The 15,970-nt window shown below is 54.2% G+C and carries 24 protein-coding genes and 1 pseudogene; 19 read left to right on the forward strand and 6 right to left on the reverse strand.

The window, feature by feature from the left end; genetic code table 11:
- The 13 genes and pseudogenes from B9Z41_RS12480 to B9Z41_RS12540 form a co-directional block, all read left to right on the forward strand.
- Positions 1–143, forward strand: a pseudogene (locus B9Z41_RS12480) (elongation factor Tu); the annotation flags it as partial.
- Between the two features lie 13 nt (positions 144–156).
- A complete protein-coding gene (gene rpsJ / locus B9Z41_RS12485; protein WP_019426908.1) occupies positions 157–471 on the forward strand; it encodes a 30S ribosomal protein S10 in 315 nt (104 codons plus the stop codon).
- Between the two features lie 184 nt (positions 472–655).
- Positions 656–1,321, forward strand: coding sequence for a 50S ribosomal protein L3 (gene rplC / locus B9Z41_RS12490; protein ID WP_100147408.1), 666 nt, complete (start codon positions 656–658; stop codon positions 1,319–1,321).
- On the forward strand, positions 1,321–1,941 hold the full coding sequence (gene rplD / locus B9Z41_RS12495) for a 50S ribosomal protein L4 (protein ID WP_100147409.1): 621 nt from the start codon (positions 1,321–1,323) through the stop codon (positions 1,939–1,941). Before rplC ends, rplD begins: the two co-directional genes overlap by 1 nt.
- Positions 1,938–2,264 carry a 50S ribosomal protein L23 gene (rplW, locus tag B9Z41_RS12500; protein ID WP_100147410.1) on the forward strand — a complete coding sequence of 109 codons (327 nt, stop codon included), beginning with the start codon at positions 1,938–1,940 and terminating at the stop codon, positions 2,262–2,264. The genes rplD and rplW overlap by 4 nt, the downstream gene beginning before the upstream one ends.
- Before the next feature lie 2 nt (positions 2,265–2,266).
- Positions 2,267–3,091, forward strand: coding sequence for a 50S ribosomal protein L2 (gene rplB, locus B9Z41_RS12505; protein ID WP_100147411.1), 825 nt, complete (start codon positions 2,267–2,269; stop codon positions 3,089–3,091).
- A gap of 10 nt (positions 3,092–3,101) precedes the next feature.
- The gene (gene rpsS / locus B9Z41_RS12510; protein WP_100147412.1) at positions 3,102–3,380 is read left to right on the forward strand and encodes a 30S ribosomal protein S19; all 279 of its coding nucleotides are present in this window, start codon (positions 3,102–3,104) and stop codon (positions 3,378–3,380) included.
- A gap of 9 nt (positions 3,381–3,389) precedes the next feature.
- A complete protein-coding gene (gene rplV, locus B9Z41_RS12515) occupies positions 3,390–3,719 on the forward strand; it encodes a 50S ribosomal protein L22 (protein ID WP_100147413.1) in 330 nt (109 codons plus the stop codon).
- A 15-nt stretch (positions 3,720–3,734) separates the two neighbouring features.
- Positions 3,735–4,622 (forward strand): 30S ribosomal protein S3, encoded by an 888-nt coding sequence (rpsC, locus tag B9Z41_RS12520; protein WP_100147414.1) that lies wholly within the window; start codon positions 3,735–3,737, stop codon positions 4,620–4,622.
- Positions 4,623–4,624: 2 nt separating this feature from the next.
- Positions 4,625–5,041 (forward strand): 50S ribosomal protein L16, encoded by a 417-nt coding sequence (gene rplP, locus B9Z41_RS12525; protein WP_100147415.1) that lies wholly within the window; start codon positions 4,625–4,627, stop codon positions 5,039–5,041.
- Between the two features lie 18 nt (positions 5,042–5,059).
- On the forward strand, positions 5,060–5,254 hold the full coding sequence (gene rpmC / locus B9Z41_RS12530) for a 50S ribosomal protein L29 (RefSeq protein WP_100147416.1): 195 nt from the start codon (positions 5,060–5,062) through the stop codon (positions 5,252–5,254).
- Between the two features lie 10 nt (positions 5,255–5,264).
- Positions 5,265–5,534, forward strand: a complete 270-nt coding sequence (rpsQ, locus tag B9Z41_RS12535) for a 30S ribosomal protein S17 (RefSeq protein WP_100147417.1) — start codon at positions 5,265–5,267, stop codon at positions 5,532–5,534.
- Between the two features lie 98 nt (positions 5,535–5,632).
- Positions 5,633–6,139 (forward strand): peroxiredoxin, encoded by a 507-nt coding sequence (locus B9Z41_RS12540; RefSeq protein ID WP_100147418.1) that lies wholly within the window; start codon positions 5,633–5,635, stop codon positions 6,137–6,139.
- A 60-nt stretch (positions 6,140–6,199) separates the two neighbouring features.
- On the opposite strand, the gene B9Z41_RS12545 is transcribed toward B9Z41_RS12540, so the two are convergent.
- On the reverse strand, positions 6,200–6,880 hold the full coding sequence (locus tag B9Z41_RS12545) for a cytochrome b/b6 domain-containing protein (RefSeq protein ID WP_100147543.1): 681 nt from the start codon (positions 6,878–6,880) through the stop codon (positions 6,200–6,202).
- Between the two features lie 102 nt (positions 6,881–6,982).
- On the opposite strand from B9Z41_RS12545, the gene B9Z41_RS12550 reads away from it, so the two are divergent.
- Positions 6,983–7,435, forward strand: coding sequence for a cytochrome c (locus B9Z41_RS12550; protein ID WP_100147419.1), 453 nt, complete (start codon positions 6,983–6,985; stop codon positions 7,433–7,435).
- 15 nt (positions 7,436–7,450) lie between these two features.
- Here the strand turns inward: B9Z41_RS12550 and B9Z41_RS12555 are convergent, their stop codons facing one another.
- Positions 7,451–8,185 carry an alpha/beta fold hydrolase gene (locus B9Z41_RS12555; RefSeq protein ID WP_100147420.1) on the reverse strand — a complete coding sequence of 245 codons (735 nt, stop codon included), beginning with the start codon at positions 8,183–8,185 and terminating at the stop codon, positions 7,451–7,453.
- 13 nt (positions 8,186–8,198) lie between these two features.
- Positions 8,199–9,446 carry a CaiB/BaiF CoA-transferase family protein gene (locus B9Z41_RS12560; RefSeq protein WP_100147421.1) on the reverse strand — a complete coding sequence of 416 codons (1,248 nt, stop codon included), beginning with the start codon at positions 9,444–9,446 and terminating at the stop codon, positions 8,199–8,201.
- Positions 9,447–9,546: 100 nt separating this feature from the next.
- On the opposite strand from B9Z41_RS12560, the gene B9Z41_RS12565 reads away from it, so the two are divergent.
- The 5 genes from B9Z41_RS12565 to ptsP are packed head-to-tail and all read left to right on the forward strand — an operon-like array spanning position 9,547 to position 13,819.
- A complete protein-coding gene (locus B9Z41_RS12565; protein WP_143474203.1) occupies positions 9,547–10,083 on the forward strand; it encodes a hypothetical protein in 537 nt (178 codons plus the stop codon).
- Positions 10,080–11,330 carry an MFS transporter gene (locus B9Z41_RS12570; protein ID WP_100147423.1) on the forward strand — a complete coding sequence of 417 codons (1,251 nt, stop codon included), beginning with the start codon at positions 10,080–10,082 and terminating at the stop codon, positions 11,328–11,330. The genes B9Z41_RS12565 and B9Z41_RS12570 overlap by 4 nt, the downstream gene beginning before the upstream one ends.
- 25 nt (positions 11,331–11,355) lie before the next feature.
- Positions 11,356–11,808, forward strand: a complete 453-nt coding sequence (locus tag B9Z41_RS12575; protein WP_100147424.1) for a PTS sugar transporter subunit IIA — start codon at positions 11,356–11,358, stop codon at positions 11,806–11,808.
- Positions 11,777–12,046, forward strand: a complete 270-nt coding sequence (locus B9Z41_RS12580) for an HPr family phosphocarrier protein (RefSeq protein WP_100147425.1) — start codon at positions 11,777–11,779, stop codon at positions 12,044–12,046. The genes B9Z41_RS12575 and B9Z41_RS12580 overlap by 32 nt, the downstream gene beginning before the upstream one ends.
- A gap of 9 nt (positions 12,047–12,055) precedes the next feature.
- Positions 12,056–13,819: a phosphoenolpyruvate--protein phosphotransferase gene (gene ptsP / locus B9Z41_RS12585; protein WP_100147426.1), complete on the forward strand. Its 1,764-nt coding sequence runs from the start codon at positions 12,056–12,058 to the stop codon at positions 13,817–13,819.
- Positions 13,820–13,839: 20 nt separating this feature from the next.
- Here the strand turns inward: ptsP and lipA are convergent, their stop codons facing one another.
- From lipA to B9Z41_RS12600, 3 genes are read right to left on the reverse strand one after another with little or no spacing between them, the layout of a single operon-like run.
- Positions 13,840–14,826: a lipoyl synthase gene (lipA, locus tag B9Z41_RS12590; RefSeq protein ID WP_100147427.1), complete on the reverse strand. Its 987-nt coding sequence runs from the start codon at positions 14,824–14,826 to the stop codon at positions 13,840–13,842.
- A 27-nt stretch (positions 14,827–14,853) separates the two neighbouring features.
- Positions 14,854–15,534 carry a lipoyl(octanoyl) transferase LipB gene (lipB, locus tag B9Z41_RS12595; RefSeq protein ID WP_100147428.1) on the reverse strand — a complete coding sequence of 227 codons (681 nt, stop codon included), beginning with the start codon at positions 15,532–15,534 and terminating at the stop codon, positions 14,854–14,856.
- A gap of 21 nt (positions 15,535–15,555) precedes the next feature.
- Positions 15,556–15,849 (reverse strand): YbeD family protein, encoded by a 294-nt coding sequence (locus B9Z41_RS12600; RefSeq protein WP_100147429.1) that lies wholly within the window; start codon positions 15,847–15,849, stop codon positions 15,556–15,558.
- Positions 15,850–15,970: the final 121 nt, after the last annotated feature.

Here is a 15,970-nt window from a genome sequence, read left to right on the forward strand (position 1 = left end):
AAGAGATGGTGATGCCAGGTGACAACGTGTCGATCACGGTGAAGTTGATCCACCCGATTGCGATGGAAGAGGGCTTGCGCTTTGCTATCCGTGAAGGTGGCAAGACGGTTGGTGCCGGTGTGGTTGCTAAGATCATTGCTTAATTGAGGAATCACCATGTCCTCTAAGCAAAAAATCCGCATCCGCCTCAAAGCATTTGACTATAAGCTGATCGACCAGTCGGCTGCTGAAATTGTTGACACGGCTAAGCGCACAGGTGCAATTGTCAAAGGTCCTGTGCCTTTGCCAACCCGCATGAAGCGTTTTGACATCTTGCGTTCACCGCACGTCAACAAGACCAGCCGTGACCAGCTCGAAATTCGTACACACCAGCGTTTGATGGACATCGTGGACCCTACGGATAAAACCGTGGATGCCTTGATGAAGCTCGACTTGCCAGCAGGTGTGGACGTCGAAATTAAGTTGCAGTAATGCAATTTTGGGGCAGGTCTAAAGCCTGCCCCAGCAGTCGCACACAAGGGTAGTTGCCCTTGGTGCGACTTTCGCGATATACTCGCGGGCTCTGCACATATTGTGTGGGGATTTATCAACCGTCTTTCACATCAAAACGTGGCTGCCAATTGAAGTGGCTACGGTGAGAGTTTTGGAGAAAACAATGAGTCAAAGCATCCGTTTGGGGTTGCTGGGCCGCAAGGTGGGCATGATGCGTCTGTTCACTGATGATGGGGACGCAGTTCCTGTCACGGTGTTGGATGTGTCCAACAACCGCGTGACCCAGGTGAAAACCCAAGAAAACGACGGCTATGTGGCCTTGCAGGTCACATTCGGTTCGCGCAAAGCTTCGCGCGTGACCAAGCCTATGGCTGGCCACCTTGCGAAAGCAGGCGTCGAAGCCGGCGAAATTATCCAAGAATTTCAAGTGTCCGCTGACACCGCTGCCAAGTACGCCATGGGCGCCACTGTGCCGGTGACAGATGTGTTTGCTGTGGGCCAAAAGGTGGACGTGCAAGGCACGACCATTGGTAAAGGCTTTGCTGGCACCATCAAGCGTCACCACTTCAAGTCACAGCGCGCATCGCACGGTAACAGCCGTTCGCACAACGTGCCTGGCTCGATTGGTATGGCACAAGATCCTGGTCGCGTGTTCCCAGGTAAGCGCATGTCAGGCCACTTGGGCGCCGACATCGTGACCACTCAAAACCTCGACGTGATTCGCATTGACGAAGCGCGCCAACTGTTGTTGATCCGTGGCGCTGTCCCTGGTTCGGCCGGTGGCTTCGTGACTGTGCGTCCTGCCGTCAAAGCTAAAGGAGCGAACTGATGCAGCTCGAACTCCTGAACGACCAAGGTTTGGCCGCTTCCAAAGTGGATGCGCCTGAAACTGTGTTCGGTCGTGAATACAACGAAGATTTGGTTCACCAGATCGTGGTGGCTTACCAAGCGAATGCGCGTCAAGGCACCCGTGCCCAAAAAGACCGTGAGCAGGTCAAGCACTCCACCAAGAAGCCGTTCAAACAAAAAGGTACGGGTCGCGCTCGTGCTGGTATGACGTCTTCGCCTCTGTGGCGTGGCGGCGGTCGGATTTTCCCGAACAGCCCCGAAGAGAACTTCACCCAGAAGATCAACAAGAAGATGTACCGCGCTGGTATGGCTTCGATCTTCTCGCAGTTGGCCCGCGAAGGTCGTCTGGCTGTGGTGGATTCGCTCACAGTTGATGCCCCCAAAACCAAATTACTGGCGGCCAAATTCAAGGCGATGAACCTTGAGTCGGTGCTGGTGATTGCTGATGAAGTTGATGACAACTTGTACTTGGCCTCGCGCAACCTGCCTAACGTGCTGGTGGTTGAGCCTCGTTACGCAGACCCTCTGTCTCTGGTGCACTACAAAAAGGTGCTCGTGACCAAGGCTGCCATCGACAAACTCAAGGAGATGTTCGCATGAGCCACGGACACAAAAAAACCAAGTTTGACGAAGGTCGCTTGATGCAAGTGCTGGTCGCACCCGTGGTGTCTGAAAAGGCCACCATGGTTGCTGAAAAAAGCAATGCCGTGACGTTCAAAGTGCTGCAAGACGCCAGCAAGCCCGAGATCAAAGCAGCTGTTGAGCTGATGTTCAAGGTCGAAGTGCAAGGCGTTTCTGTGGTGAACACCAAAGGCAAAACCAAGCGTTTTGGCAAATCCATCGGTCGTCGCGACAACGTGCGCAAGGCCTATGTAACGCTCAAAGCCGGTCAAGAACTGAACATCTCTGGGGAGGCCGCTTAATCATGGCAGTCATCAAGATGAAACCTACCTCACCAGGCCAACGTGGCGTGGTGAAGGTTACCCGTGATCACCTGCATAAAGGTGAGCCCTACGCTCCGTTGCTGGAACCCCAGCACCAAAAATCGGGTCGTAACAACAACGGTCACATCACCACCCGTCACAAGGGTGGTGGCCACAAGCACCACTACCGCGTGGTGGATTTCCGTCGCACAAAAGACGGCATTCCTGCAAAAGTGGAACGCATCGAATACGACCCTAACCGTACTGCCCACATCGCTTTGGTGTGTTATGCAGACGGCGAGCGTCGCTACATCATTGCTCCCCGTGGTTTGGAAGTTGGCGCATCGTTGATGAGCGGTTCGGAAGCCCCGATCCGTGCAGGCAACACATTGCCCATCCGCAATATTCCTGTGGGTTCCACCATTCACTGCATCGAATTGCAAGTCGGCAAAGGCGCTCAAATCGCCCGCTCGGCAGGTACTTCGGCCACTTTGTTGGCGCGTGAAGGCACTTACGCTCAAGTGCGTATGCGCTCAGGTGAAGTCCGCAAAATCCACATCGAATGCCGCGCCACCATTGGTGAAGTTGCAAACGAAGAACACAGCCTTCGCCAATTGGGTAAAGCAGGTGTCAAGCGCTGGATGGGTATTCGCCCAACCGTGCGTGGCGTTGCTATGAACCCAGTCGACCACCCACACGGTGGTGGTGAAGGTCGCACCGGTGAAGGCCGTCATGCAGTCGATCCGTGGGGTAACCTGACCAAAGGCTACCGTACCCGTAACAACAAACGCACACAAGTGATGATTGTGTCGCGTCGCAAAAAGTAAGGGGTAACAAATGACTCGCTCTCTCAAAAAGGGTCCGTTTGTTGACCATCACTTGGTGGCCAAGGTCGACAAGGCTGTCACCAACAAAGACAAAAAACCAGTGAAAACTTGGTCGCGTCGTTCCATGATCTTGCCCGAGTTCATCGGCTTGACCATTGCTGTGCACAACGGCAAACAACACGTCCCTGTTTACATCACCGACCAAATGGTGGGCCACAAGCTGGGCGAATTCGCCTTGACGCGCACCTTCAAAGGTCACCCCGCGGACAAAAAAGTCCAGAAGAAATAAGGAAAGACCATGGAAACACGTGCAGTCCTTAGGGGCGTCCGTCTGTCGGTCGACAAAGGCCGTCTGGTAGCCGACATGATTCGCGGCAAAAAAGTTGACCAGGCTCTGAACATCCTGACGTTCACGCAGAAAAAAGCTGCAGGTATCGTCAAGAAGGTTTTGGAATCTGCGATTGCCAATGCTGAACACAACGATGGTGCTGACATCGACGAGTTGAAGGTGAAAACCATCTACGTCGAACAAGGTGCCACGCTCAAGCGCTTTACCGCCCGCGCCAAAGGCCGCGGCAACCGTATCAGCAAGCCCACGTGCCATGTGTACGTGACGGTTGGCAACTGAAAGGTATAGAAAGACATGGGACAGAAAATCCACCCCACAGGCTTTCGCCTTGCAGTTAGCCGCAACTGGGCAAGCCGTTGGTATGCCAACAACCGTGACTTCGCCGGCATGCTGGCTGAAGACATCAAAGTGCGTGAGTACCTCAAAGCGAAGTTGAAAAACGCCGCTGTGTCTCGCGTGCTGATCGAGCGTCCTGCCAAAAACGCACGCATCACCATTTTCTCGGCTCGTCCGGGCGTGGTGATCGGCAAGAAAGGCGAAGACATCGAGAACTTGAAGAAAGAACTCGCCATTCGCTTGGGCGTGCCTGTTGCCGTGAACATCGAAGAAGTGCGTAAGCCTGAAATCGATGCTCAATTGATTGCTGACAGCATCACCCAACAGCTCGAAAAGCGCATCATGTTCCGTCGCGCCATGAAGCGCGCCATGCAAAACGCCATGCGTCTGGGTGCCCAAGGCATCAAGATCATGTCGGCAGGTCGTTTGAATGGCATTGAGATCGCACGTACCGAGTGGTACCGTGAAGGTCGCGTGCCACTTCATACCCTGCGTGCAGACATCGATTACGCTACTTCTGAAGCTAAAACCACCTACGGCATCATTGGTGTCAAGGTGTGGGTTTACAAAGGCGATACCCTGGGTCGTAACGATCTGCCGGCCGCCGTGGAACCCCGTGCTGAAGAAGAGCGTCGTCCTCGCGGTCCTCGCCGTGATGCTCGCCCCACAGGCGATCGTCCAGCACGCAGCGGCGCACGCCGTCCTGCAGGGACCAATGCCGCACCAACGGATGGCAGCGATAAACCCGCTGAAGCCGCTGGTGCCCCTACAACTGCCGTCAAGCGCGTCCGCAAGGTTGCCGCGCCCGCATCCACTGGCACGGCTGCGGACGGAACAGGAGAATAAGCATGCTGCAACCAGCACGCCGTAAATACCGCAAAGAACAAAAGGGCCGCAACACCGGCATCGCTACTCGTGGCAACACCGTGGCATTTGGTGATTTCGGTCTGAAGTCCACCGATCGCGGCCGCTTGACGGCCCGCCAGATCGAGTCCGCACGTCGTGCGATCTCACGCCACGTCAAACGTGGCGGTCGTATCTGGATTCGTGTGTTCCCTGACAAACCGATTTCTCAAAAGCCTGCTGAAGTGCGTATGGGTAACGGTAAAGGTAACCCCGAGTACTACGTGGCAGAGATCCAACCCGGCAAGGTCCTCTACGAAATCGTAGGCGTTCCTGAAGAGTTGGCCCGTGAAGCCTTCCGTTTGGCCGCTGCAAAGTTGCCCTTGCGTACCACGTTCGTGGCTCGCTTGATCGGCCAGTAAATTCAGGAGAAATAAGAAATGAAAGCTGCTGAACTGCGCCAAAAAGACGTTGCAGGCCTCGAAGCCGAAGTCAAAGAGCTGCAAAAAGCCCATTTCGGCTTGCGCATGCAAAAAGGCACGCAACAACTCAACAACACGTCACAACTGCGTTCTACCCGTCGCAGCATCGCACGTGCCAAAACCATTCTTGCTGAAAAGCAAGCCGCCAAGTAAAGGAGCCCACATGACGGAAGCTAAGAAATCCCTCAAGCGCACCTTGATTGGCAAGGTGGTCAGCGACAAACGTACGAAGACAGTGACTGTGTTGGTCGAGCGCCGCGTCAAGCACGCGCTCTACGGCAAGATCGTTGCCAAGTCGAGCAAGTACCACGCGCACGACGAAACTGGTGAATACCATCTGGGCGACCTGATCGAAATCACCGAAAGCAAACCCATCTCCAAAACCAAAAACTGGGTTGCGACCCGTTTGGTTCAAAAGGCTGCTGCGGTTTAAGTCTTTAGGACCTAGGTTCTGCAAGACCTCTGAAAGCGACCCACAATGTGGGTCGCTTTTCTTTTTCCTGATCCCATTTCAATTGATAGGAGCATCCCATGATCAAAGTCGGAGACACCATTCCTCACACCACACTGATGGAATATTCTGAGGTAGAGGGTGAGGGCTGCAGCATTGGCCCCAATGCAGTGGATGTTGCCAAAGCTACTGCTGGAAAAACCATTGCATTGTTTGCATTGCCAGGTGCCTTCACGCCGACTTGCTCAGCCAAGCACGTGCCTGGTTACGTGGAAAAATTTGACCAACTCAAAGCAGCTGGCGTCGATGAAATTTGGTGCGTGAGTGTGAACGACGCATTTGTCATGGGTGCATGGGCGCGTGATCAAAAGTCCAACGGCAAAGTTCGCATGTTGGCCGATGGCAGTGCCGATTTCACCAAAGCAACAGGGTTGACGCTGGATTTGTCTGGACGCGGGATGGGCTTGCGTAGTAATCGTTATTCGATGCTGATCAAAGACGGCAAAGTTGCTGCACTGAATGTAGAGGCACCTGGTAAATTTGAAGTCAGTGATGCTGACACCATGCTGAGTTTGGCAAAAGCTTGAGTCCTGGTGCCCCAATAAAAAAGCCGCGCAATGCGCGGCTTTTTTTCATTCACTAAGGACTCAGCCGCCAAGCTGCACAAGTCGGTAGACAGCATAAGCACAAGCAACCAAAACACCAAGAGCAAATGCGCGTGACGTGATGCTGTCGCGGGAAGGGTGCGTGGTGCTAGGCAGTTGCTTATCACCGTCAATCATGGGCGTAATCAGATCTTCGTTTTTGAAAAATTTATAAAACAAAATAGAAGCAACATGCAAAACCAGTAGAAAAATAAGCAAAACTTTGCCGACTTCCGTGTGGTAATTCGTAGCAAAGGATACCCAGGCACCAGACACGAGTGACGTCAATGGTCCTGATATTGAAATCTCATCATCACTGATCAGCCCACTCGCTACTTGCAGCAACAAGATGGTCAACATCGCCAACACGGACAGTGCTCCCAGCGGGTTATGGCTGATGGACTTAGGCTGTTCTTTGCGGCGCAATGCTGCAACATAAATTTGCACGAGTTGTGGCGAAGGAAAGAAATTGACAAACCGAGACCAATGGCCACCAAACACTCCCCAGACGATGCGAAAGAAAACCAGGGTAAGAACCACATAGCCTAGCCAAAAATGAATGCGCATGGCGTCACCACCAACTTCGCCAGTGATGATGAGTCCAACGACTGACAAACCAAGGGTGAGGTGAAAAAGGCGTGTGGGCAGATCCCAAATCCGAACCGCTGATGTGGTGTGATTCATGGCAATTACCATTCCTATGTGCGCGTAAGACAAAACGCCACAAAGTCCGTAAACTTAGTGCCGTCGAACAATCCCCTATTTTGAACCTAAAGGATGACACCTATGAAGAAGTTGACCCTCGCTCTGTTGGTAGTAAGCGCCGCTACATTCAGCGTATCTGCCGCAGCACAATTTGCAAAACCGGAAGATGCCATCAAGTACCGCAAATCAGCCTTGACGGTGATGGGGGCCCATTTCGGTCGTCTAGGTGCCATGGCTCAAGGCAAGGTGCCTTTTGATGCCAAGGTCGCTGCAGACAATGCTGATATTGTGGCGAGCATGGCCAAACTGCCTTGGGCTGGCTTTGTGGAAGGATCTGACTCAGGCGATACCAAGGCCAAACCAGAAATCTGGAAACAATCTGCTAAGTTCAAAGAGGCCGCAGACAAGTTGCAAGCAGAGTCTGTGAAATTGGCTGCTGCTGCACACTCAGGAAAAGAAGATGCATTCAAATCTGCATTTAGCGCAACAGCAGGCACTTGCAAGGCCTGTCACGATGATTTCAGAGCTAAATAAATAGAGTTTCAATCATCACAGCGTAGCGCAGTCCAAGAGTACTTGCGTGAGCTCCTGCGGGGCACTGACCATTGGGTCGTGCCCCGTTGCCATTTCAACCGTACGCGAACCAGGTAACCACAACCCATCCCAAAACGCGGGATCCGTGACACGAGGCCAAATGGCATCCATTGTTGCCAAGCTCGGTTTCGTACAGCGAATGTAGGTTCGTGGGACAGAAGCGACCCGTTCGGGTGAAAAGTTCAAGACGTCGGTGTAAGGATGACCAGGATGGGGTGTTTGTCGACGACCGACCCAATCGGCGTCATCGCCACTCAAACCAAACAACTCAGGACCTGGGGCAGGAAAGCTATAGGTCGGGCTGGCTTTGGCAGCAGCCAAGCGGCCTTCACGCGTGGCACGCGTGTGTGTCGCACTCCAAGTTTCTCCTGGCTTGGGAACCATGGCGTCAACATACACCAAATGGCGCAGACGCTCATGCATGACATCTGCAACGCCAGTCCCCACCATGCCGGCATAAGAGTGAACCGCCAGCACAACATCGTTGAGCTCTTCGGTGTCAATTGTGGACACGACATCTTGAATATGTGTGCTCAGGTGGATGTCCGGCGTTAACAAATGCGCGCGTTCACCGACACCTGTCAATGTGACGGCGTGGACACGGTGCCCTTGTTGTGTGAGTCTCTCTGTCACGCGTCGCCAGCACCAGGCGCCATGCCAGGCACCATGAACCAAGACAAAATTTGCCATGGGTGTACCTACTTCAAATGATGTGTTTGTTACGCAGCGTAGCCAACTCATCGGCGCTCAGATGCAGAACCTCTTGCAACACCTGCTCGGTGTGTTGTCCCAGCAAAGGTGGAGGCATGTCTCGGCGCACGGGCGTTGCACTGAGTTTGATAGGGCTCGATACCAACTCAACTGGACCGCTGGCGGGGTGTTGCCACGTGGTCACCATGTCTCGCGAACGTACATGGGGATCGGCAAATACTTCAGCCAAGTTGTTGATGGCCCCACAAGGAACTTTCGCGGCTTCTAGCGCGCTGAGCCAATCGGCTTTGCGGCGCGTCATGAAAATCGCTTCCAGTTGTGGGACCAAGATGTCGCGGTGGCGCACGCGATCTGCATTTTTAGCAAACCTTGGATCACTGGTCAATTCCGGATGACCCGCGACAGCACAGAACTTGGCGAATTGACCATCGTTGCCGACAGCCAAAATCAAATGGTCTTTGTGGCCATCTTCGGCGGGGGCCACTTCAAAGACTTGGTAGGGGACGATGTTTTGATGTGCGTTGCCAGAGCGTCCTGGTACTTTGCCTTCCTTTTGTCCGGCTACCAAATAATTGGCGCCCAGATTAGCCAGCATCGCCACCTGGGTGTCGAGCAAGGCCATGTCAACATACTGACCTTGCCCTGTCTTTTCGGCATGACGCAATGCAGCCAAGATGCCCACGGTGGCATACATGCCAGTGAACAAATCGGCAACAGCCACCCCTACCTTTTGGGGCCCACCGCCCAAGTCATCACGCTCGCCCGTGATGCTCATCAAGCCGCCCATGCCTTGTACTGCGTAGTCGTACCCTGCGCGTTCACGATAAGGGCCCGTTTGGCCGAAACCTGTCACGCTGCAATAGACCAAACGCGGATGCAGCTTGGACAACGAGGCGTAGTCCAGCCCATAACGCGCCATATCGCCCACTTTGAAGTTCTCGATGAACACATCACAAGACATGACCAGCTTGCGGATCAAGGCTTGCCCTTCAGGGGTGGCGATGTCACAGGTGACCGAGCGCTTGTTGCGGTTGGTACCTAGGTAATACGCAGCGTCTCGGGTATCCGCACCCGATGGGTCCTTGAGGAAAGGAGGGCCCCATCCACGTGTGTCATCGCCTGCGCCGGGGCGCTCAATCTTGATCACGTCTGCGCCTAAATCGGCCAAAGTTTGTGTACACCAAGGACCCGCGAGTACGCGCGACAAGTCCAAGATGCGAATGCCTTCAAGTGAGTTCATGTGCAAATTGTCGGGCAAATTTTGTCTTGTCGGCTCTCAGCAGTCTCACATGTCATCTGTGAGCAGTTGGTTGTATCACTCGCACCAGATAATGTGCGCTATGACAAAAAGTTGGGTTTACTTGCTATGTGCCATGGCTGTGTGTGTTTGCACCGCCTGTACTCCGGCTTTGAATTGGCGTGAGGTACGGTTTGACGCAGGGGATGTCGTCGTGTTGATGCCATGCAAACCGGATCAAGCCGTGCGCAATATTTTGTTGCAGTCAGGACAAGATGCCCTTCCAGCCAGTCTGCAACTGCAGGGGTGTGAAGCCAGTGACTTGCAATTCACTTTGGGGCAAATCGCATTGCCCGCAGGAGTTTTGCCAGACGTGATGTTGAACGCCTGGCAACAAGCCAGCCTGACACCTTTGAGTGTGCGTACACAGGACGCGCTCACACAGCCCTGGGCTTTGGCTGGCGCCGTATCAGCGCCTCAGGCGGTACGCAGTCGGGTCAAAACAGCCGCGCTTCAAGTTGAATTTGGATGGTTCATGCATGGCAACAAGCTGTACCAAGTAGCGATGTATGGCGCGGCCAAAACGAAGTCGTTCGACGAAACCGCAGACGTTTATTTTTCAGGAATTAAATTGCAATGAACAACGATGTGTTGCCGCGTCGTGCGGCTGTCTGGGTGTTTGTGGCGTTTGCATCGGCTTACTTTTTGTCAGCGCTCTTGCGTGCGATCACTGCCACACTCTCGCCTGGACTGACCGTTGAGTTTGGCCTACACGCCCAAGACTTGGGGTTGTTGGCTGGGGGCTATTTCTTGGGCTTTGCTGCCACTCAGTTGCCGATGGGGCATTGGTTGGATCAGCGAGGACCCAAAAAAGTCGTGCAAGCTTTTTTGGGCGTTGCCGTGCTCGGCTGCCTGGCGTTTGCCTGGTCAACCAGCTTTAGCGGTTTGTTGTTGGCGCGTGTTTTGATTGGCGTTGGTGTCAGCGCCTGCTTGATGGCGCCTTTGACGGGCTATCGACGCTGGCTGGTATTGGACAAACAACAACGAGCAAATTCTTGGATGTTGATGACCGGCTCTTTAGGCATGTTGGCCTCTACTTTGCCCGTGCAGTGGTTGCTGCCTTTGACCGGATGGCGCTGGATGTTTGTGGGGTTGGCTTTTTTGCTGGTGCTCTCCATGTGGTTGATGCGCTGGCAAGTTCCCGAGTGGCGCACGGCACCGTCGCATACCACCGATGACCACGCTGCAAGTCGACCCGCGTCCAAAGGGATCTTGGCGAGTTATAGCCAAGTTTGGCAGACGCCTTATTTCAGAAGTTTGGTGCCCATGGGCTTTTTTAGCTACGGCGGGTTGATTGCAATGCAAACCCTGTGGGCCGGGCCTTGGATGGTCAAGGTCGCAGGCTACACCCCTTTGGAAGCCGCAACAGGTCTCTTTTGGGTGAACGTCTCGATGTTGGTCACCTTTTGGTTGTGGGGGTTGGTGACACCGAGTCTGTATGCGCGTGGCTTTACGGCCAATCAACTCATGACTTATGGCGTACCCATCAATTTTTGCGTTCAGCTCTACATCATCTTGTCTGGCGCAGATGCAGGTGCTTTGTCCTGGGCCTTGTTTTGCATCAGCAGCAGCTTCGTTGCGCTATCCCAACCTGCCGTGGGCCTGTCATTTCCCCCGGCATTGGCTGGACGTGCTTTGTCAGCTTATAACTTGGTGTTGTTTTTGGGCGTCTTTGTTGTGCAATGGGGGATCGGCTTGATGATCGATGCATTCAAGTCGGGCGGCCTCGATGAGCCACAAGCGTTCAGGGCATCCATTGCAGTTTTTCTGGTCTGTTGCATTGTTGCTTATGCGTACTTTCTTAAACATAAGTCAGACCGTCGATAATCTGTTGTAACCGTCTATCTCGTTTATGAGCAACAGCATTTTTATCATCGCGCACGCACCCCTGGCTCAGGCCCTGCGTGATTGTGCTTTGCATGTGTATCCGGAGTGCGCTCAATCGGTGATTGCCATTGATGTGTTGCCCAACGCCGAGCCGGAAGAAACCTTGGTGGCCGCTCGCAAAGCACTTGCTGATGTTGCAGACGAGGGCGTATTGGTGTTGACCGATATTTTTGGTGCGACGCCTGCCAATGTGGCGCAAAAGCTGGTGGCGGGCAGCCATGCCAAGCTCATTGCCGGTGTGAATTTGCCCATGCTTTTTCGAACCGTTTGCTACAGGCATGAGCCCTTGGATGCTTTGGTGGCGCGTGCCTTGACCGGTGGCACCCAAGGCGTCATGCAAGTGGCCATCACCGCCCCTCAGAATCAGAATCAGAACCGTAGAACCCATGATCACAACCATCGCGACCATCAGCAATAAATTAGGCTTGCATGCCCGTGCGTCTGCCAAGCTCACCAAATTGGCCGGTAGTTTTCCGTGCGAGGTATGGATCAGCAAAGGCGACCGCCGCGTGAATGCCAAAAGCATCATGGGTGTGATGATGCTTGCTGCCGGAATAGGCAGCGAAGTGGAGCTCGAAACCGACGGCGAGCAAGCACAAGAAGCGATGGATGCTTTGTTGGCTTTGATCAACGACAAGTTTGGTGAAGGTGAGTAAGGTTCTCGCATGACATTTGCCATTCACGGTCTTGCAGTTGCACGCGGCATTGCCATTGGACGCGCCGTTCTTGTGGCGTCGAGTCGTGTGGATGTCGCACACTATTTCATTGAACCTACGCAGGTAGACGCAGAGTTGCGTCGTTTGGCCAAAGCACGCATGGCGGTGCAATCTGAGCTGCAAACCCTGCACGACACCTTGCCCAAAGATGCGCCACCAGAGCTGGCGGCTATCTTGGAGGTACACCTCATGTTGCTGCAAGACAGCATGTTGGCTGAGGGTGTTACACACTGGGTCAAAGACCGGCTCTACAACGCAGAGTGGGCTCTGACCTCGCAACTGGATGTGGTGGCGCGTCAGTTTGACGAGATGGACGACCCGTACTTGCGTGAGCGCAAGGGTGATTTAGAACAAGTGGTCGAGCGTTTGTTGCGGCACATCAAAGGCGTGGCACATCACGTGGTGCCTACGGTGGCACACAAGCGCCAAGGTGCATCGCGGCAACAAGACTTGCAGCTTGAAGACAGCATGGATGTGCCATTGGTTTTGGTGGCACATGACTTGTCGCCGGCTGACATGCTGCAATTCAAGCAAAGTGTGTTTACCGGATTCGTAACCGATGTGGGCGGTAAAACATCGCATACAGCCATCGTTGCGCGCAGTTTGGATATTCCTGCCGTGGTTGGTGCGCGTACTGCCAGTCAGTTGGTGCGGCAAGATGACTGGATCATCATCGACGGTGACGCGGGCGTGGTGATCGTCAATCCCTCGCCCATCATCTTGGCTGAATACGGCTTCAAGCAACGCCAGGCAGAGTTGGAGCGCGAGCGCCTTTCCCGGTTGCGACATACGCCTGCTGTGACCCTGGATGGGCAACGGGTGGAGCTGTTGGCGAACATTGAAATGCCCGAAGACTCTCCGGCTGCGCTGGATGTGGGTGCTGTGGGCGTGGGCTTGTTCCGCAGCGAGTTTTTGTTCATGGGGCGAGTCGGATCACTGCCTGATGAGCAAGAGCAATACCTGGCCTACCGTCGTGCAGTAGAAGGCATGAAGGGATTGCCCGTGACCATTCGAACCGTAGATATCGGCGCGGACAAACCCCTGGACCGATCGTTGAAAGACGAGTCGCATCTCAACCCCGCCTTAGGTTTGCGTGCTATCCGTTGGAGCCTCGCTGATCCAGCGATGTTTTTGACACAACTTCGCGCCATTTTGAGGGCTGCGGCACATGGGCAAGTGCACTTGTTGATTCCGATGTTGGCGCACGCCCGCGAGATCAAGCAAACCTTTGCCTTGCTTGAGCAAGCACGCGCTCAGTTGGATGCCCGCGGCGAAGCGTTTGGTCCGCTCAAGGTGGGGGCCATGATCGAAGTTCCCGCCGCCGCACTGAGCGTGAAAATGTTCTTGCGCTACTTCGACTTTTTGTCGATTGGCACCAATGACTTGATTCAATACACCTTGGCCATCGACCGTGCGGATGAGTCAGTGGCTCATTTGTATGACCCGCTGCATCCGGCGGTGCTGCGGCTAGTTGCCGACACCATGGCCGAATGCCGCGTTCAAGGAAAGAGCGTGAGTGTGTGCGGCGAAATGGCTGGAGACCCCGCACTCACTCGTCTATTGCTAGGTTTGGGGTTGCGCAGCTTTTCAATGCATCCCACCCAAATTCTCGCGGTCAAGCAAGAAGTGCTGCGTGCAGATACTAGCCGCCTGCAAGCTTGGGCTCAGCAAGTGCTCGCCAGCGAAGAGCCTGCAGAGTTGATGGGTGTCTAACGTCGCTGCACAAGCTCTTTTTAAACACCCGCTGCATGCGCTTGTTGGTCCGCGTGGTAACTCGAGCGGACCATTGCGCCTACGGCAGCGTGGCTGAATCCCATTTCATAGGCTTTGGCTTCAAACATTTTGAAAGTGTCTGGGTGCACATAGCGACGAACGGGGATGTGGCTGGTGCTGGGCGCTAAATATTGGCCAATCGTGAGCATGTCGATGTGGTGGGCCCGCATGTCTTGCATGACTTGCAAGATCTCTTCATCGGTTTCTCCCAGGCCCACCATCAAACCGCTTTTGGTAGGTACATGGGGGAACAAGGCTTTGAACTTCTTGAGCAAGTTCAGGCTGAATGCATAGTCGCTGCCGGGGCGCGCTTCTTTGTACAGACGCGGCACGGTTTCCATGTTGTGGTTCATGACGTCGGGTGGCGCAGCTTTCAAAATCTCTAGGGCACGGTCATCGCGGCCTCGGAAGTCAGGCACCAAAATCTCGATCTGTGTTTGAGGCGAGAGCTCACGTGTGCGACGAATGCAATCCACAAAATGCTGACTGCCGCCATCGCGCAAATCGTCACGGTCGACACTGGTGATCACCACGTATTGCAGTTTGAGTGCTGCAATGGTTTTGGCCAAGTTCTCAGGCTCATTCACATCCAATGGGTCTGGGCGTCCGTGGCCGACATCGCAAAATGGGCAGCGTCGTGTGCATTTGTCGCCCATGATCATGAACGTTGCCGTGCCTTTGCCAAAGCATTCGCCAATGTTGGGGCAGGAGGCTTCTTCGCACACGGTCACTAATTTGTTGCTACGCAACACGTCTTTGATTTCGTAAAAACGCGTGGAGGGAGAGCCCGCTTTGACGCGAATCCAATCCGGCTTTTTCAACACTTCACCTGCTTCCACCTTCACCGGAATGCGTGACAGCTTGGCTGCGGCTTTTTGTTTATCGGATGCGTTGTATGTGTCGACGCTTTGTACGTCGCGCACGACGCGGTTGTCAGGGGTGGGCATGGCAGTAAACCTGTTGTCAGGCCCGGTTCATGGGGCCAAGTAAGTGGCGAGTTTTTGACTCAAAACATCAGAGGCTTCTTGCCAACTGACCGATACGCCGATTGTAGAAAGATCGACTGTTTGTAGGCCCTGATAGCCGCAAGGGTTGATGCGCAGAAAAGGGGAAAGGTCCATGGCCACGTTGAGGGCAACGCCGTGGTACGTGCAGTGACGGCTGACTTTAATGCCTAGGGCTGCAATTTTTCCAAGGCCTTGAAAGTTGGGGGGCTGCGCGGCGTCTTTTTGAGGGCGCTGTGGTAAGAGAGCGTGACTGGCTGGGTCGTCGATGCGTACGTAAATACCCGGCGCTCCCGTCACGCGATGGCCCGTGACCCCGAAGTGCAGCAAACTTCGAATGACCGCTTCTTCAATGCGGTGGACATATTCTTTGACGTAATAGCCTGCACGTTGCAAATCGATCAATGGATACGCCACCACTTGACCCGGGCCATGGTATGTGACCTGCCCGCCCCGATTTGTTGCCACGATGGGGATATCGCCTGGTGCCAGTAAGTGACTAGCCTGTCCGGCCAAGCCTTGGGTGAAAGTGGGGGGGTGCTCGCAAACCCACAGAGTGTCTGGCGTTTGAGCGGTGCGGGTGGCCGTGAAGTCCTGCATGGCCTGGTAGGTCTGCAGGTAGGGCGTCAGGCCGCGCATGTCGATTTGCATGAACTAGGGGTGATGTTGGTTTTATAAAGCGATCTTGACCATGGGGTGCGTGGACAGCGTGCGGTACAACTCATCAAGTTGTTCGCGGCTTGTTGCGGTGATCATCAGGGTGATCCCTAGGTAATTGCCGTTTTTGCTATCGCGCAACTCCAACGTCGAGGCATCAAAGCTGGGGTCAAATTGCTCAGCAATCTGAGTCATGGCGTGGACAAATCCGTCCACTTTGCTGCCCATGACTTTGATGGGAAAGCGGCATGGGTATTCAATCAACGAGTCTTGGCGCGAGGTGCCCGGGGGCAAGGGAGGGGATGTCATGTACTCAATTATCCTCTCTGGTGTGTTTATCCATCAAAACGTATGTGTTATCACGTACAATGGCAGGCTTTGCAGTATCGCGTGGATGTAACCTGGGCGTAAACAAACATGGCCAGAATGC

Origin of the sequence: Limnohabitans sp. JirII-31, assembly GCF_002778315.1 — a bacterium.
Classification (GTDB): Bacteria; Pseudomonadota; Gammaproteobacteria; order Burkholderiales; family Burkholderiaceae_C; genus Limnohabitans.

Excerpts from the sequence above, each read along its gene's own strand:
- B9Z41_RS12570 (WP_100147423.1), top strand. The coding sequence starts at position 10,080 with ATGAACAACGATGTGTTGCCGCGTCGTGCGGCTGTCTGGGTGTTTGTG.
- rplD (WP_100147409.1), top strand. The coding sequence starts at position 1,321 with ATGCAGCTCGAACTCCTGAACGACCAAGGTTTGGCCGCTTCCAAAGTG.
- B9Z41_RS12555 (WP_100147420.1), bottom strand. The coding sequence starts at position 8,185 with ATGGCAAATTTTGTCTTGGTTCATGGTGCCTGGCATGGCGCCTGGTGC.
- ptsP (WP_100147426.1), top strand. The coding sequence starts at position 12,056 with ATGACATTTGCCATTCACGGTCTTGCAGTTGCACGCGGCATTGCCATT.
- B9Z41_RS12540 (WP_100147418.1), top strand. The coding sequence starts at position 5,633 with ATGATCAAAGTCGGAGACACCATTCCTCACACCACACTGATGGAATAT.
- lipA (WP_100147427.1), bottom strand. The coding sequence starts at position 14,826 with ATGCCCACCCCTGACAACCGCGTCGTGCGCGACGTACAAAGCGTCGAC.
- B9Z41_RS12560 (WP_100147421.1), bottom strand. The coding sequence starts at position 9,446 with ATGAACTCACTTGAAGGCATTCGCATCTTGGACTTGTCGCGCGTACTC.
- rpsQ (WP_100147417.1), top strand. The coding sequence starts at position 5,265 with ATGACGGAAGCTAAGAAATCCCTCAAGCGCACCTTGATTGGCAAGGTG.
- rplP (WP_100147415.1), top strand. The coding sequence starts at position 4,625 with ATGCTGCAACCAGCACGCCGTAAATACCGCAAAGAACAAAAGGGCCGC.
- B9Z41_RS12600 (WP_100147429.1), bottom strand. The coding sequence starts at position 15,849 with ATGACATCCCCTCCCTTGCCCCCGGGCACCTCGCGCCAAGACTCGTTG.
- rpsS (WP_100147412.1), top strand. The coding sequence starts at position 3,102 with ATGACTCGCTCTCTCAAAAAGGGTCCGTTTGTTGACCATCACTTGGTG.
- rpsC (WP_100147414.1), top strand. The coding sequence starts at position 3,735 with ATGGGACAGAAAATCCACCCCACAGGCTTTCGCCTTGCAGTTAGCCGC.
- lipB (WP_100147428.1), bottom strand. The coding sequence starts at position 15,534 with ATGCAAATCGACATGCGCGGCCTGACGCCCTACCTGCAGACCTACCAG.
- B9Z41_RS12545 (WP_100147543.1), bottom strand. The coding sequence starts at position 6,880 with ATGAATCACACCACATCAGCGGTTCGGATTTGGGATCTGCCCACACGC.
- rplV (WP_100147413.1), top strand. The coding sequence starts at position 3,390 with ATGGAAACACGTGCAGTCCTTAGGGGCGTCCGTCTGTCGGTCGACAAA.
- rplW (WP_100147410.1), top strand. The coding sequence starts at position 1,938 with ATGAGCCACGGACACAAAAAAACCAAGTTTGACGAAGGTCGCTTGATG.
- B9Z41_RS12565 (WP_143474203.1), top strand. The coding sequence starts at position 9,547 with ATGACAAAAAGTTGGGTTTACTTGCTATGTGCCATGGCTGTGTGTGTT.
- B9Z41_RS12580 (WP_100147425.1), top strand. The coding sequence starts at position 11,777 with ATGATCACAACCATCGCGACCATCAGCAATAAATTAGGCTTGCATGCC.
- rplB (WP_100147411.1), top strand. The coding sequence starts at position 2,267 with ATGGCAGTCATCAAGATGAAACCTACCTCACCAGGCCAACGTGGCGTG.
- rpmC (WP_100147416.1), top strand. The coding sequence starts at position 5,060 with ATGAAAGCTGCTGAACTGCGCCAAAAAGACGTTGCAGGCCTCGAAGCC.
- rpsJ (WP_019426908.1), top strand. The coding sequence starts at position 157 with ATGTCCTCTAAGCAAAAAATCCGCATCCGCCTCAAAGCATTTGACTAT.
- rplC (WP_100147408.1), top strand. The coding sequence starts at position 656 with ATGAGTCAAAGCATCCGTTTGGGGTTGCTGGGCCGCAAGGTGGGCATG.
- B9Z41_RS12550 (WP_100147419.1), top strand. The coding sequence starts at position 6,983 with ATGAAGAAGTTGACCCTCGCTCTGTTGGTAGTAAGCGCCGCTACATTC.
- B9Z41_RS12575 (WP_100147424.1), top strand. The coding sequence starts at position 11,356 with ATGAGCAACAGCATTTTTATCATCGCGCACGCACCCCTGGCTCAGGCC.